General features: G+C 63.9%; 16 protein-coding genes. 13 read left to right on the top strand and 3 right to left on the bottom strand.

Translation table 11 applies throughout. The features are described from left to right. Window positions 1–58 precede the first annotated feature (58 nt). The 3 genes from KSS96_RS16575 to KSS96_RS16565 all read left to right on the top strand — a co-directional run bounded on the left by KSS96_RS16575 (window position 59) and on the right by KSS96_RS16565 (window position 4585). Window positions 59–499, top strand: a complete 441-nt coding sequence (locus KSS96_RS16575) for a c-type cytochrome (RefSeq protein WP_017530585.1) — start codon at window positions 59–61, stop codon at window positions 497–499. Between the two features lie 3 nt (window positions 500–502). After that, a complete protein-coding gene (locus KSS96_RS16570) occupies window positions 503–1924 on the top strand; it encodes a cbb3-type cytochrome c oxidase subunit I (protein ID WP_065878833.1) in 1422 nt (473 codons plus the stop codon). A gap of 819 nt (window positions 1925–2743) precedes the next feature. Then, window positions 2744–4585 (top strand): nitric oxide reductase activation protein NorD, encoded by a 1842-nt coding sequence (locus tag KSS96_RS16565; RefSeq protein WP_065878835.1) that lies wholly within the window; start codon window positions 2744–2746, stop codon window positions 4583–4585. Here KSS96_RS16565 and KSS96_RS16560 read toward each other — a convergent pair. Both KSS96_RS16560 and KSS96_RS16555 read right to left on the bottom strand, forming a co-directional pair. Further along, window positions 4579–4770 carry a hypothetical protein gene (locus tag KSS96_RS16560; RefSeq protein WP_017530698.1) on the bottom strand — a complete coding sequence of 64 codons (192 nt, stop codon included), beginning with the start codon at window positions 4768–4770 and terminating at the stop codon, window positions 4579–4581. The two genes, KSS96_RS16565 and KSS96_RS16560, sit on opposite strands and share 7 nt — an antisense overlap. Beyond that, window positions 4767–5450 (bottom strand): Crp/Fnr family transcriptional regulator, encoded by a 684-nt coding sequence (locus KSS96_RS16555; protein WP_065879140.1) that lies wholly within the window; start codon window positions 5448–5450, stop codon window positions 4767–4769. Before KSS96_RS16555 ends, KSS96_RS16560 begins: the two co-directional genes overlap by 4 nt. A gap of 135 nt (window positions 5451–5585) precedes the next feature. Here KSS96_RS16555 and KSS96_RS16550 point away from each other — a divergent pair, with 135 nt between their 5' ends. The 9 genes from KSS96_RS16550 (at window position 5586) to KSS96_RS16510 (ending at window position 12978) form a co-directional block, all read left to right on the top strand. After that, the gene (locus KSS96_RS16550; RefSeq protein ID WP_065878837.1) at window positions 5586–6776 is read left to right on the top strand and encodes an NnrS family protein; all 1191 of its coding nucleotides are present in this window, start codon (window positions 5586–5588) and stop codon (window positions 6774–6776) included. A gap of 9 nt (window positions 6777–6785) precedes the next feature. Beyond that, on the top strand, window positions 6786–7205 hold the full coding sequence (locus tag KSS96_RS16545; protein WP_068937263.1) for a hypothetical protein: 420 nt from the start codon (window positions 6786–6788) through the stop codon (window positions 7203–7205). A gap of 100 nt (window positions 7206–7305) precedes the next feature. Next, complete coding sequence (gene pdxH / locus KSS96_RS16540; protein WP_017530694.1) at window positions 7306–7953, top strand: pyridoxamine 5'-phosphate oxidase; 648 nt, start codon at window positions 7306–7308, stop codon at window positions 7951–7953. Window positions 7954–8037: 84 nt separating this feature from the next. After that, entirely contained in the window at window positions 8038–8592 is a 555-nt protein-coding gene (gene moaB, locus KSS96_RS16535) for a molybdenum cofactor biosynthesis protein B (RefSeq protein ID WP_017530693.1), read from the top strand. Then, window positions 8589–9815, top strand: coding sequence for a molybdopterin molybdotransferase MoeA (locus KSS96_RS16530; RefSeq protein WP_017530692.1), 1227 nt, complete (start codon window positions 8589–8591; stop codon window positions 9813–9815). The genes moaB and KSS96_RS16530 overlap by 4 nt, the downstream gene beginning before the upstream one ends. Before the next feature lie 9 nt (window positions 9816–9824). Further along, window positions 9825–10820 (top strand): ubiquinone anaerobic biosynthesis protein UbiU, encoded by a 996-nt coding sequence (gene ubiU / locus KSS96_RS16525; RefSeq protein WP_017530691.1) that lies wholly within the window; start codon window positions 9825–9827, stop codon window positions 10818–10820. 10 nt (window positions 10821–10830) lie between these two features. Beyond that, a complete protein-coding gene (locus tag KSS96_RS16520) occupies window positions 10831–11721 on the top strand; it encodes a U32 family peptidase (protein WP_017530690.1) in 891 nt (296 codons plus the stop codon). Further along, window positions 11715–12182 (top strand): ubiquinone anaerobic biosynthesis accessory factor UbiT, encoded by a 468-nt coding sequence (ubiT, locus tag KSS96_RS16515; protein ID WP_017530689.1) that lies wholly within the window; start codon window positions 11715–11717, stop codon window positions 12180–12182. Before KSS96_RS16520 ends, ubiT begins: the two co-directional genes overlap by 7 nt. Window positions 12183–12264: 82 nt before the next feature. Further along, window positions 12265–12978: a transporter substrate-binding domain-containing protein gene (locus tag KSS96_RS16510; RefSeq protein ID WP_137220139.1), complete on the top strand. Its 714-nt coding sequence runs from the start codon at window positions 12265–12267 to the stop codon at window positions 12976–12978. Here KSS96_RS16510 and KSS96_RS16505 read toward each other — a convergent pair. Beyond that, complete coding sequence (locus tag KSS96_RS16505; RefSeq protein ID WP_017530687.1) at window positions 12964–13326, bottom strand: NUDIX hydrolase; 363 nt, start codon at window positions 13324–13326, stop codon at window positions 12964–12966. The two genes, KSS96_RS16510 and KSS96_RS16505, sit on opposite strands and share 15 nt — an antisense overlap. A gap of 127 nt (window positions 13327–13453) precedes the next feature. Between KSS96_RS16505 and KSS96_RS16500 the strand changes: the two genes are divergently transcribed. Further along, the gene (locus tag KSS96_RS16500) at window positions 13454–14434 is read left to right on the top strand and encodes a Gfo/Idh/MocA family protein (RefSeq protein ID WP_017530686.1); all 981 of its coding nucleotides are present in this window, start codon (window positions 13454–13456) and stop codon (window positions 14432–14434) included. Window positions 14435–14462 lie beyond the last annotated feature (28 nt).

Genomic DNA, 14462 nt, shown 5'->3' with positions numbered 1-14462 from the left:
GCAGCTTTGCCTCCCCACCTTCCTATCATGGCCACCGCCAAGCCATGAGGAAGCGAGCATGTCAGAGACCTTCACCAAAGGCATGGCCAGGAATATTTACTTTGGAGGAAGCGTGTTCTTCTTCCTGATTTTCCTGGCCCTGACCTATCACACCGAACAAACCTTTCCCGCCCGCAGCAACGTTGACCAACTGACCGACGCGGTGGTGCGCGGCAAAGGCGTATGGGAGCGCAACAACTGCGTCGGCTGCCACACCTTACTGGGCGAAGGCGCGTACTTTGCGCCGGAGCTGGGCAATGTGTTCAAGCGCCGGGGCGGTGAAGAGGGCTTCAAACCGTTCCTGCATGCCTGGATGAAGATGCAGCCTCTGGGTGTGCCAGGACGCCGGGCCATGCCGCAATTCAACCTCAGCGACCAGGAGGTGGACGACATGGCGGAGTTCCTCAAGTGGAGCTCGAAGATCGATACCAATAACTGGCCACCGAACAAGGAGGGCTGAGCCATGCGCAGCGCCAATCCCTATCTGAAATTCCAATCCCAGGCCGTGGCCAAACCCTATTTTGTGTTTGCCTTGATGCTGTTTGTCGGCCAAGTGCTGTTCGGCCTGATCATGGGCCTGCAATACGTCGTGGGTGACTTCCTGTTCCCGCTGATCCCCTTCAACGTGGCGCGGATGGTTCATACCAACCTGCTGATCGTGTGGCTGTTGTTTGGCTTCATGGGCGCGGCTTATTACCTGGTGCCTGAAGAGGCCGACCGCGAACTGCATAGCCCCAAACTGGCGATCCTGTTGTTCTGGGTATTTGCGGTGGCGGGCGTATTGACCATCCTTGGCTACCTGCTGGTGCCCTATGCGGCGCTGGCCAAGCTGACCCACAACGAACTGCTGCCGACCATGGGGCGTGAGTTCCTGGAGCAGCCGACGCTCACCAAGATGGGCATTGTGGTGGTGTGCCTGGGCTTTTTGTACAACATCGGCATGACCCTGCTCAAAGGCCGCAAGACCACCGTGAGCATGGTGATGATGACCGGGCTGATCGGCCTCGCGGTGTTCTTCCTGTTCTCCTTCTACAACCCCGGCAACCTGGCGCGGGACAAGTTCTACTGGTGGTGGGTGGTGCACCTGTGGGTGGAAGGTGTGTGGGAATTGATCATGGGTTCGATGCTGGCGTTCGTGTTGATCAAGGTCACCGGCGTCGACCGCGAGGTGGTGGAGAAATGGCTGTACGTGATCATCGCCATGGCCTTGATCACCGGCATCATCGGCACCGGCCACCACTTCTTCTGGATCGGCGCACCGCAGGTGTGGCTGTGGGTCGGTTCGATCTTCTCGGCCCTCGAACCATTGCCGTTCCTGGCGATGGTGATGTTCGCCTTCACTATGGTCAAACGCCGCCGGCGCCAGCACCCCAACCGTGCGGCCACGTTGTGGGCCAAGGGCACCACCGTCACGGCATTCTTCGGCGCGGGGGTTTGGGGCTTTCTGCATACCTTGGCACCGGTCAACTTTTACACCCACGGCACCCAACTTACGGCGGCTCACGGGCATCTGGCGTTCTTCGGTGCCTACGCGATGATCGTGATGACCCTGATCAGCTACGCCATGCCGCGTCTGCGGGGGCTGGGTGAAGCGCCGGATGCGCGTGCGCAGACGGTTGAGGTGTGGGGCTTCTGGATGATGGTGTTGTCGATGGTGATGATTACCCTGTTCCTCACCGCCGCGGGTGCCGTGCAGGTGTGGTTGCAACGCTGGCCGGTGGACGGTGTGGCGCTGCCGTTTATGGCCACGATGGATCATCTGAAGGTGTTGTTTTGGGCGCGGTTGGGCAGTGGTGTGGTGTTTTTGGTGGGGTTGCTTTGTTACCTGTATAGCTTTCGGCAGCGTGGTCGGGTGGCTGAAGCAGCGGTGCGGATCGTTTACTGAGGGTGCTGCGATTCAGATGGGGTTGAGGGGGGCGTGGCGGCCTTAGGGCCGACCAGGTTCTTGGGTTGGGGCGGGTACATATCCGTTGCTGCGGTCACGGCGGCTATGGGTTCCGCTCTTACAGCGGGTCACTTTTGGAAAAGCCGGAATGCCGGACCAGCCAAAAGTAACCAAAAACGCTTCGCCCCACCACTCGGCACCTCGCCTAGGCTCGGTGTGCCCGTAATCCGACAGTGATTTGGGGGGCCGCCGCCACGCGCCATCCATGGCGCGGGGCGGCTAAACCGGCATCCCTGCCGGTTTACCCCCCAAATCACTATCGAATTCCGGCCAGCGTGGTTAACGGGGCGCTCCAGATCAAAAACAAAGCGAGGCGGCCTTAGAGCCGACCTGATCAGTGAAGCGTACGCGGTGCAGCTTCTACTTCCTTAACTGCTGACGAAGTCAGCAATCTTTTGATCTGGCTTTTGCTTTTGCTTTTGATCTTAGGCGCCCCGTTAAACACGCTGGCCGAACGCAGGCTTGAATCCGTGGGTAACCCGGCAGGACGCCGGGTTAGCCGCCCCGCGCCATGGATGGCGCGTGGCGGCGGCCCACGGATTCAAGCCTGCGTTCGGGCACACCGAGCCTAAGCGAGGTGCCGAGTGTTGGGGCAAGAGCCTTTTGGTTACTTTTGGGCTCTTTCCAAAAGTGACCCGCTGTAAGAGCGGAACCCATAGCCGCCATTACCGCAGCAACGGATATGTACTCGCCCCAACCAAGAACCTGGTCGGCCCTAAGGCCGCCACGCAACCCCTCCCAACAATCGGAGCACACCCAATGGCCTTTACCCTGGAACTGGAAGAGTGGGTCGGCAGCGCCTGGCACCGCTTCATCACGCGCCGCGCCAGTGTGGCCTTCCCCGAAGCGCAGGTTCAATTGGCCGACCACCAGCGCAGCCTCGCCCTGCTGTTTCGCGCCCTCGGCGGTGCCGCCGGTATCACCCTGGAAGCCGCCGCCGAGCGCGATCTGCTGCTGCGGCGCAATGTGCTGATGCGCATCGCCGGCACCTGCAAGCAAGCACCGTTGGCCAGCTGTGACGGCAGTCGTCTGCGCCTGCCGGCGAGCCTCGCGGTGTTCCCCCAGGCCGCGCTGAACCGCGAACTCTATCGGTGGCTGGCGCTGCTGGCGGCGCAGTCGGGGCCGATGACACATTGGGCACGCGACAACCAGCGCTGGACCTGGCTGCTGTTGCAGCGTTACCCGGCACTGCGGCCCAGCTACCGGCGCCTGGTGGACGCGCACATTGCCCTGCGCCCTGAACCCGCCAGCTTGCCCCCCGACGAAGCGGCCGTGGAAAAAGCCTTGCGCAAGGCCCTGCGCGAGCCCGGCAGCGTGCGCCATGTGCCGCGCAGCGAGCGGGCCGCCTGGCCGTTGCCCCTGTGGTTGTACCCGCCCTTGCAACTGGACACGCCCCAGGGCGGCGCCCTGGATGACGACGGCGAAGACCTGGCGACCCCGCCAGGCCAACAAACCGGCGCCCCCAAGCGCGCCACGCGCCTGGACGACAACAGCCGCGACGGCGGCCTATTGGTGGTGCGCCTGGAAAACCTGTTCAGTTGGACCGAGCACATCGACCTTGATCGCTGGTCCGACGACAGCCAGGACCCGGACGCCGCACGCGTCGCCGAAGACCTCGACCAGTTGAGCCTGTCGCGCCAGCGCGTGCGCAAGAGTGGCGGCCTGAAACTGCACCTGGACCTGCCACCGGCCGACGTCGACGATATCCCTCTGGGCGAGGGCATCAAATTGCCCGAATGGGACTACCGTCAACAACGCCTGCAAGACGGCTTCGTCAACCTGCAACTGATGCAACCGCGCGACGCGCAACCCCAGCCGTTGCCGCAGCGTCTGGTTGCCCAGGCCCGGCGGCTGCGCCGGCAATTCCAGCACTTGCGCACTGACCGCCAGTGGCAACGCCAGCAACCCCAGGGCACAGAGCTCGACGTGCAAGCCTGGCTGGATTTTCACGTGCAGCGTCAGCACGGTGCCTGTGCCGAGCGCGGCCTGTTCATGGAGCAGCGCCACACCCACCGCGACCTGGCATGCCTGCTGCTGGCGGATCTGTCGATGTCCACCGATGCGCACTTGAACGATACGCAAAAGGTCATCGACGTGATTCGCGACAGCCTGCTGCTGTTCGCTGAAAGCCTGGCGGGGGCGGGGGATCGGTTTGCGCTGTACGGCTTCTCATCATTGCGTCGGCACCAGGTGCGCCTGCAGGCGCTCAAGGCATTCCAGCAACCTTACGATGATCAAATACGCGGGGCGATCCAAGGGCTGAAACCGGGTTATTACACCCGCATGGGCGCGGCGATTCGCCAGGCCACGAACCTGCTGGGCGCATGCCGGCAGCGGCGCAAATTGCTGTTGCTGCTCACCGACGGAAAACCCAATGACCTGGACCTGTACGAAGGCCGCTATGGCGTGGAAGACACCCGCCAGGCGGTGCTGGAGGCGCGGCGCCAAGGCTTGGTGCCGTTTTGCATCACCATCGACAAACAGGCCGGCGACTATGTGCCGTACATGTTCGGCGCCCACGGTTTTACCTTGATCCGCCAGCCCGAACAGTTACCGCAGCGCTTGCCGCAGCTGTACCGCCAACTCACCGAGCGTCAGTAGAAACTGCGCGGCAGCCAAAAGAACATGGCGATGCAAAACAGCGTGAGGCCCAGGCAAAACCATTGGAAGCGACTCAGCCGTCGCGCCTGGGTGACGGCTTCGGAGGCGGGCAGGGGCATCGCGCAGCGTTCGCAGGTGTCGCGCTGCTCGGCATTGCGCTGTTGGCAATACAGGCACTTTTTCACTCAAATTGCTCCAGGCGCGGGCGGTCGAGTATGGCGATGTGGCGACCGTCCTGAGTGATGATCCGTTCGTCGATCAAGCGTCGGATAATCCGTGAGAACGTTTCCGGCTGGATCGACAAGTGCCCGGCGATCAATTGCTTGGCCATGGGCAACTCGAAGCGCGTCGCGTCGGCGTGCAGGTGCATCAGTTGGGTCAACAGGTAGCGCACCACGCGGTGGGTGGCGTTTTTCAGCGACAGGGTTTCGATCTCATTGACCCGCTGATGCAGGCGCACGGACAACTTGGCCAGCAGGGCAAACGTGAGGCGGCTGTTGCTCTGCAGCAGGCGCATGTACGTGGCGTTGGACAGGCGATACAGCTGGGTGGGGCACACCGCTTCGGCACACGCCACGTAGTTGGGGGTGTCCATCAGCATCATCGCTTCGGCGAAGGTCTGGCGCTCGCCGATGACCTCGAACACTTTCTCCTGGCCGTCCGGGGTCAGACGGTAGATCTTCACCGCGCCGGCAATCACAAAATAGAACGCGTCGGCGGGCTCGCCCTGGCGAAACAACGGCTCGCCTTTGTCGACGCTGAGCAATTGGCTGCTGCTCATCAGCTCATTGAGTTGGGCCTCGTCCATGGGCTCGAACAGGTGATGGCTGCGCAGGATCTGGTGATGGACACGATGGAGCACCATCATTACCTCGGTACACAAGGGGGGGAAGGGGCTCAAGGTTAATCCAGGGCGCCTTGGCGCAGCTTGATCTGCGACAAGGGCAACGCCCGCGCACCGGCGCAAAATTCGCGCAATGATGAGTGGAGGAGCCGTGGCATGCACGTACTGGATCGGCGCAAGGCAATGTCGATTACCCCGTTGTTTCGCTTGGCCTTCCGGCCATTTTTCCTCGGCGCGTGCCTGTTGGCGGCGCTGGCGATTCCCTTGTGGTTGCTGGCCCTGGGTGGCGCCACCGGCGGTTGGCAGCCGGCCGGCGGCTGGCTGGCGTGGCATCGGCATGAGTTGCTGTTTGGCTTTGGCGTGGCAACGATCGCCGGGTTCCTGCTCACGGCCGTGCAGACCTGGACCGGTCGCCCCGGCCTCAGCGGCGGGCCGTTGGCGGCGCTGGCCGGGCTGTGGCTGGCGGCGCGGCTGGGCTGGTTGCTGAACCTGCCATGGCCGTTGCTGGCGCTGCTGGAACTGAGTTTCCCGCTGGCCGTGGCCGGGGTGATGGGGTGGACACTGTGGCAGGTACGGCAGAAGCGTAACTACCCGATTGTGCTGGTGCTGGTGCTGCTGGCCGTGGCGGATGGGATTTCGCTGTACGGGCTGTTGCGTCAGGACGATGGCTGGCAGCGCCAGTCGGTGCTCACCGGGTTATGGCTGGTGGCGGCGATGATGGGCCTGATCGGCGGCCGCGTGATTCCGTTTTTTACCCAGCGCGGGCTGGGCCGGGTCGAGGCGGTAAAACCCTGGCCCTGGCTTGATCGCCTGTTATTGGGCGGCGCGATCCTGGTGGCGCTGGCCTATGCCGCAGGTCTGGCGGCTGCGCCCGGAGTGTGGCTTGGCGGCTTGTTCGCCGCCCTGGGCCTTGGCCATCTGTTGCGCCTGGCGCGTTGGCATGATCGTGGCCTGTGGCGCGTGCCGCTGCTGTGGTCGTTGCACCTGGCGTATGCCTGGCTGGCACTGGCGTGCCTGGGCATGGCGCTGTGGCACTTGGGGGCGCCGCTCAACCCGAGCCTGGCGGTGCATGCGCTGACCGTAGGCGCCATGGGCGGTTTGATCCTGGCGATGATCGCGCGGGTCAGCCTGGGCCACACCGGCCGGCCCTTGCAGCCGCCAAGCGGAATGACCCTGGCCTTTGTGCTGCTGAACCTGGCGTGTGTCTGCCGGGTGTTGATGGTGCCGGTGTGGCCGGTGGCGGCGTTGTGGTTGGCCGGCCTGTGCTGGTCCGTCGGCCTGGGGTTGTACCTGTGGCGTTATGGGCCGATGTTGTGGCAGGCGCGCGTCGACGGGCACCCCGGTTAGGAGAACCCCATGCTGTATTCGTGGCTGTTGATTGTGCATCTGCTGGCGGCCGTCGCCTTTATCGGCACGCTGTTTTTTGAAGTGGTGATTTGGCACAGCGCCCGGCAAGAACTGGCCTGGTCGGCGCAGTTCACCGCCGAGCAGGCAATTGCCCGGCGTTCACGCCAGGTACTGCATGGCGTGGTGGTGCTGCTGTACGGCGCGGGCATCGGTTTGGCCTGGCACTATTGGGGCATGCCGTGGACCGGACGTTTTGCGCTGCTGTTGAGCCTGAAAATCACCCTGGCCCTGAGCATCATCGGCCATTACGTGTTGCTGGCGTACTGGCTGACCCACCAACGCCTGAGCCCCCGGCGCGCGGTGTGGATCCGGCGCAGCATCCTGCTGCATATGGTGTTGATCGTGATCCTGGCCAAGTCGTTGTGGTAGCGGTTGTGCGGCGTCATGCCGCGCACGAATGTTGATCGCGATCAAGGGATAACGCAGCGGCAGTTCCCACACTGTGGCGAACTTTCTGGAGGACCGCGCCATGCCCCTGTCTCTTGCACAACTGCGCCGCAACTACACCCTGTATGGCTTGAGGGACGACCTGGTACAGGACGATCCCGTGGCACTGTTTGGCCAGTGGCTCGATCAGGCGCGCAAGACCGAAGTGCCCCCGGCCGAGGCCAACAGCATGGCCCTGGCCACGGTCGACCGTGACGGGCATGCCCATTGCCGCATCCTGTTGCTTAAGGGCTTTCGCGCTGACGGTTTTTTCTTCTTTGGCCATTATCAGAGCGCCAAGGGCCAGGAGCTGGCGAGCAATCCCCACGCCGCCATGACGTTTTTCTGGCCGGGGCTTGAGCGCCAGGTGCGCGTCGAAGGCCCGGTGGTACGGGCGGATGCGCAGCTGTCGGACGACTATTTCGACGCCCGTCCCGCCGCCAGCCAGTTGGGCGCCTGGGCCTCGCCGCAAAGCCAGCCGCTTGGCCATCGCAGCGAACTGGAAAGCCGCTTGCGCGAGGTCACCGAGCGTTTCGCCGGCCATCGCCCGCCACGGCCCGAGCATTGGGGTGGCTACTGCCTGCAACCGCGGCGCATCGAGTTCTGGCAAGGCCGCCCCGACCGCCTGCATGACCGTCTCGACTATCGCCTGCACGATGGCGCATGGCAGCGCACACGCCTCGCCCCCTAACGGCATACCTCCTCCGAGGAATAGGCCCTGCGCCCATTGCGGTGCAGGCTGACGACTACTTTTCTGACGTTTGGAGCCTCCATCATGGCCCATTTGAAACAACGGCATTTCGTCCCCCTGAACATCGCCGTACTGACCATCAGCGACACCCGCACCCTCGACACGGATACCTCTGGCCAGACCCTGGTGGACCGCTTGCTGGGCGCCGGGCATGTGTTGGTGGACCGTGGTTTGGTGACGGACGATATCTACCAGATCCGCGCGCAGGTCTCCCTGTGGATCGCCGACCCTGAGGTGCAAGTGGTGCTGATGACCGGCGGCACCGGCTTCACGGCGCGCGACAACACGCCTCAAGCGGTACTGGCGTTATTGGATAAACAGGTCGACGGCTTTGGCGAGCTGTTCCGCCAGGTGTCGCTGGCCGAGATCGGCATGTCGACCCTGCAATCGCGTGCCCTGGCCGGCATGAGCAACGGCGTGTTGGTGTGTTGCCTGCCCGGTTCGCCTGGCGCCTGTCGCACCGCGTGGGACCAGATCCTGCTCAGCCAACTGGACAGTCGCACCGGCCCGTGCAATTTCGTGCCGCACCTTAAACCGCAGGCCGCTCAAGTACTCGGCGTCTGCGAGGCGCGGTCATGAGCGTGTGCGACAGCGGCGACTTGCTGGCGGTGGACGCCGCCATCGAGCAGTTGCTGGCCCAGGCGCCGCCGCCACCGTCCACCGAAGTCATTGCGTTGGGCCAGGCCCTTGGCCGGGTGACCGCCGAAGAGGTGTTCTCGCCTCTGGACCTGCCGGGCTGGGACAACAGCGCCATGGACGGCTACGCCCTGCGTGCCTTTGATGTGCCGGAGCAGGGCGGTTACCTGATGCTGGCCGGGCGGATCGCCGCCGGTCACAGCAGCGATGTGCCGTTGCAAGCCGGGCAAACCGTGCGGATCTTTACCGGTGCGCCACTGCCGCCTGGTGCTGACAGTGTCGTGCCCCAAGAGCGTTGCCGTGTGTATGGCCAGCGCATCTGGTGCCCGCCGTTGCGCCTGGGTGAACACGTGCGCAAGCGTGGCGAAGAACTGCAACGCGGCCAGCGCGTGTTGAGTGCCGGAAGGCGTCTGCGCGCCCAGGAAATCGGCTTGTTGGCGGCGGCGGGCATCGGGCGGGTCAAGGTCTACCGGCCGCTGCGGGTGTGCCTGCTCAGCAGCGGCGATGAACTACGCGAACCTGGCCAGCCGCTGGCGCCGGGGCAGATTTACAACAGCAACCGTCACCTGGTCGCTGCGTTACTGCGCGGTTGGGGCGTGGAGGTGCATGACTACGGCGTGATGGCCGACGCCCTGGCGGCCAGCCGCGACGCCTTGGTGCTGGCGTCGTCCGAGTGCGACCTGCTGCTGACCACGGGCGGCGTGTCGGTGGGCGAGGAGGACCATCTCAAACAGGCGATTCAGGCATTGGGCAATGTGGATTTCTGGCGCCTGGCGATCCAGCCCGGCAAGCCCCTGGCCTTTGGCCGCGTGGCCGGCAAACCCTGGATCGGCCTGCCCGGCAACCCCACCGCCGCGCTGGTTACCGCGCTGGTGGTGGTGCGTCCGTTTTTGCTGCGCGCCCAAGGCGCGGAGCGGGTGCTGCCGGTGCCGGTCAACGTGATGGCCGGCTTTGAATGGCTTAAGCCCAACAAGCGTCGCCAATACCTGCGTGCCCGCTTGAAACCAGGCGTGGATGGGCAATTGCGCGCCATCCTTCACCCCCAGCAAAGCTCGGCGATGCTCACGGCGGCGTGTTGGGCCGATGGCCTGGTGATAATCGAGTGCGAGCAACAAGTGCTCAAGGGCGCGCCGGTCGCGTTCGTGTCGTTTGCCGATTTTGAATAAGGAGCTGTGATGCAACTGGTCTGCCCGGCAGGCAACCTGCCCGCCCTCAAAGCCGCTGTGCGCCAAGGTGCCGACGCGGTGTACGTGGGGTTTCGCGATGACACCAATGCCCGACATTTTGCCGGGTTGAACATGGACGACAAGCAGTTCGACGCCGCCGTCGCGCATATCCGCCAACACCAGCGCAAGCTCTACGTGGCGGTCAACACTTACCCGCAACCGAAGATCTGGCCGCGCTGGCAACGTGCGGTGGACCGCGCCGCCGACCATGGCGTGGATGCGCTGATCGCCGCCGACCCCGGCGTGCTCGGCTACGCGGCCGAGCGCCATCCGCAGATGGCGTTGCACCTGTCGGTGCAGGGTTCGGCCACCCATGCGGCGGCGCTCAAATTCTACGCCGAGCGCTACGGTATTCGCCGCGCGGTGTTGCCACGGGTGCTGTCGCTGGCGCAGGTCAAGCAAGTGGCGGCCAGCAGCACGGTGCCCATCGAAGTCTTCGGCTTTGGCAGCCTGTGCATCATGGCGGAAGGGCGTTGCCACCTGTCTTCTTACATCACCGGCGAGTCGCCCAACCTGTGCGGCGTATGCTCGCCGGCCAAGGCGGTGCGCTGGAGCGACGACGCCGAGGGCCTCAGCGCACGTCTGAGCGAAGTGCTGATCGACCGCTACACCCCCACCGAACCCGCCGGCTACCCGACCCTGTGCAAGGGCCGCTTCCTGGTTGGCGGCAAGCGCTTTCATGCCTTGGAAGAACCCACCAGCCTCGACACTCTGGACCTGTTGCCCGAGCTCAGTGCGATTGGCGTGGCAGCGATAAAAATCGAGGGCCGCCAACGCAGCCCGGCCTATGTGGAGCAAGTCACCCGCGTGTGGCGCGCGGCGCTCGACGCGTACCGCGGCGCCCCGGCCAACTTTGTGGTGCAGGAGCCGTGGCGACGCGCGCTCGCCGGGCTTTCCGAAGGCAGCCAGACCACTCTGGGGGCTTACCACCGTGCATGGCAATGAGGAAAAATCGATGAAACTCAGCCTCGGACCGGTGCTGTTTTATTGGGATAAGGACCACCTGGGGCGCTTTTATGCCGACATGGCCGGCTTGCCCCTGGACGTGATCTACCTGGGCGAAACCGTGTGCTCCAAGCGCCGTGCGTTTTCCCTGGACCATTGGCTGGGCCTGGGCCGTGAGCTGCAGGCGTGCAGCTCGGCGCAAATCGTGCTGTCGAGCCTGACCCTGATCGAAGCCGCCTCGGAACTCTCCAGCCTGCGCCGCCTGTGCGACAACGGCCAATTGTTGGTGGAGGCCAACGACATGGGCGCGGTGCAATTGCTGATCGAACGCAACCTGCCCTTTGTCGGTGGCCCGGCGCTCAACCTCTACAACGGCCACGCCCTGGTGCAACTGCTCGATGCCGGCATGCAGCGCTGGGTGCCGCCGGTGGAATGTTCCCAAGGCCTGATCGCCGATGTGCTGGCGCAAGTGCGCGAACTGGGCCGGCCGTTGCCCGAGGTGGAAATCTTCGCCTACGGCCATCTACCCCTGGCCTACTCGGCGCGCTGCTTTACCGCCCGTGCCGAAAACCGCCCCAAGGACGATTGCCAGTTCTGCTGCCTCAACTACCCCGACGGCATGGCCCTGACCAGTCAGGAGGGGCAGCCGTTGTTTACCCTGAACGGCATACAGACCCTGTCCGCCGACGTCACCAACTTGCTGGCTGATTATCCCGCGTTGGTGCATTGCGGCGCCGACCTGCTGCGCCTGAGCCCGCGGGCCGAAGGCATGATCGAGGTGGTACGCGCCTTCGACCAGGTGCGCCAGGGCGCCACGCCGCCATTGTTTGTCGAAGGCTGCAACGGCTACTGGCATGGCCAGGCCGGCATGCTGCGGGTCGAGGAGGTGGGGCTGTGCTAAGTCGCAAACAATGGCTGCTCAAGGGGGCGGACCGCGTGTTGCCGCTGATCCGCCGTGTGCCGTTCGGCATGCAGCGGCTGGCCTTGCAACAGGCCCTCAACCGCTGCCTGGCCGAGCCGTTGCGCGAGGGCGGCTTCGACCTGCTACGTGGGCGCTGGCTGTGTTTACGCATTCCGGACCTGGGGTTGTGCTGGTACCTGACCCTCGGGCGTGACGGGCTGCGCATCGCGCAACAGGCTGAGGCGCAGGTGACTATCCGTGGCAACTGGCGCGAGTTTTTGTTGCTGGCCAGCCGGCAGGAGGATCCGGATACGTTGTTTTTTCGGCGACGCTTGGTGATCGAAGGCGACACGGAGCTGGGGCTGGGGTTGAAGAACCTGATTGATAGTCTGGACCCCGACGTGCTGCCCGGCTGGCTGTGGCGGGGGTTGGAAAGGGCTGGGCGAGGCGTGGCGGTTTGATCGGCTGGGTAGACGCCGCGTTGCAGGGCATAATCGGCCCGATCACCCAATGCCGCGCCACGAACCTGACAAGGAAGCCCCGATGATTGATCCCCAAGTCCTACACCAACTGGCCCCCAATGGCGTGCTGCGTGCCGCCATCAATTTCGGTAACCCGGTACTCGCCCAACGCGGTCCACATGGCGAGCCCCAGGGCGTCAGCGTGGTGCTCGCCAATGCACTGGCCGAGGCGCTGGGTGTCACGCTGGAATTGATCACCTTCGAGGCGGCGGGCAAGGTCTTCGCCGCGTTGGCCGATGATGTGTGGCGCGTGGCGTTCCTCGCCATCGAGCCGGTGCGTGAACGGGAGATCGCCTTCAGCACGCCGTACGTAGCGATCAAGGGAACCTGCCTGGTGCCGGCCAATTCGCCGCTGACCCACGCTGCGCAGTTGGACGCACCGGGCACGCGTATCGCCGTGGGCCAGGGGGCCGCCTACGATTTGTACCTGAGCCGTACGCTGCAACACGCCGAACTGGCGCGTGCGCCGACGTCCGCGGCTGCGGTGGACTGGTTTATCGAACAGCGCCTGGAGGCGGCAGCCGGTGTGCGGGATTTCTTGCGTACCCGGGTTTCGGAGCAATGGCGCCTGCTGGAGGATGACTTCATGACCATCCGCCAAGCCATGGCGGTACCGGTGGCTCATGCGGCGGCTGCCGCGTTCGTCAATTCCTTTGTCGAACGGCAAAAAGCCAACGGTGAGGTGAAACGAGGGTTGCTGGGCAGCGGGCAGAGCGCTGAACTACAGGCGTCGTAGAAAGGATTTGACGATGTGCCGGGTGGCGTCGGTGGTGTCCAGTTGCTCCAGGGCGTTATAGGCATGCCACTGGCAGTCGACGATTTCGTTGCAAGGCCGCGCTTCGTCGATATTGATTACCGAGGCTTCAAACACATGGTGCAGCGTGTCGCGCGCCTTCAGCTCTTGCAAGTACAGCAACCCGTCAACGTTCAGCCCGGTTTCTTCTTCCAACTCGCGCTCGGCGGCGCCCACCGGGCGTTCGTCGCGTTCGACCTTGCCGCCGGGCAAGGCCCATTTCGATCTGGCCTTGCGCACGAAGAGGATATGCCCCTCGTTTTCGCAAATAACCGTTGCCCTGATTTTCATCGTCTGTGCCCCCGCAGCGGGATGAGTGTCACAAAAGTGTAATGCAATTGTCATGCTAAGTGGTTATGGCGCGCGGGCGCCTGTATGTGGATACTGCCCGACGGACCAAAACGCACGAGGAAAACTGATGAGCACCGTACGCTGGGGCATGATCGGCTGTGGCAGTGTCACTGAGGTAAAGAGTGGACCCGCTTTCTACAAAGCGCCAGGTTCGGCCCTGGTAGCGGTGATGGGGCGCCGTGAGGCCGCAGTGCGCGATTATGCTGCACGCCATGGCATTGCCCGTTTCTATACCGACGCTCAGGCACTGATCAACGACCCTCAAGTGGACGCGGTGTACATCGCCACGCCGCCTGACAGCCACCTGGAATACAGCTTGATGGTGGCGGCCGCCGGCAAACATTGCTGCGTCGAGAAGCCGATGGCGCTGAATGCCGAACAGAGCGCATTGATGCAACGCACCTTTGAGCGCGCCGGCCTGCACCTGTTTGTGTCTTACTATCGCCGCTCGCTTCCACGTTTCCAGCAAGTGCGCGAGTGGCTGCGCAAAGGGCGCATCGGCGAGTTGCGCCACCTCACCTGGACCTTATGCAAACCGCCGGCTGCCGAGGATGCCAGCGCCGCCAACTGGCGCACCGACCCGCTGATTGCCGGGGGTGGCTACTTTGCCGACCTGGCCAGCCATGGCTTTGACCTGTTCCAGTACCTGGCCGGAGACATCATTGAAGTCTCGGGCTTTACCGCGCGCCAGGCCGGACGCTATGCCGCCGAAGACGCGGTGACGGCGTGCTGGACGTTCAGCTCCGGCGCGTTGGGCATGGGCTGCTGGAACTTTGTCGCGGATCGCCGTGAGGATTGGGTCGAGTTGGTCGGCAGTCGCGGGCGTATCCGCTTTTCGGTGTTCGAAGACCAACCGCTGCACCTGGAAGGCGAGACCCACGAAGTGCTGGAAGTGCCATGCCACGCCCATATCCAGTGGCACCATGTGGTGGCCATGAACGCGCATATTCGCGGTGAAGCCGAGCATCCGTCGCTGGCGATCGAAGCGCTGAAGACCGACCGGATCCTGGACAAGGTGCTGCAACGTAACCCCTATTTGCCTGGGTAGTCGTGGTTGGCTGGTTTTTTTTCAAGGA

The organism is Pseudomonas asgharzadehiana, assembly GCF_019139815.1.
GTDB lineage: Bacteria > Pseudomonadota > Gammaproteobacteria > Pseudomonadales > Pseudomonadaceae > Aquipseudomonas > Aquipseudomonas asgharzadehiana.
Note: the sequence above shows the minus strand (reverse complement) of the source record. Positions and strands in the feature narration are given on the sequence as shown.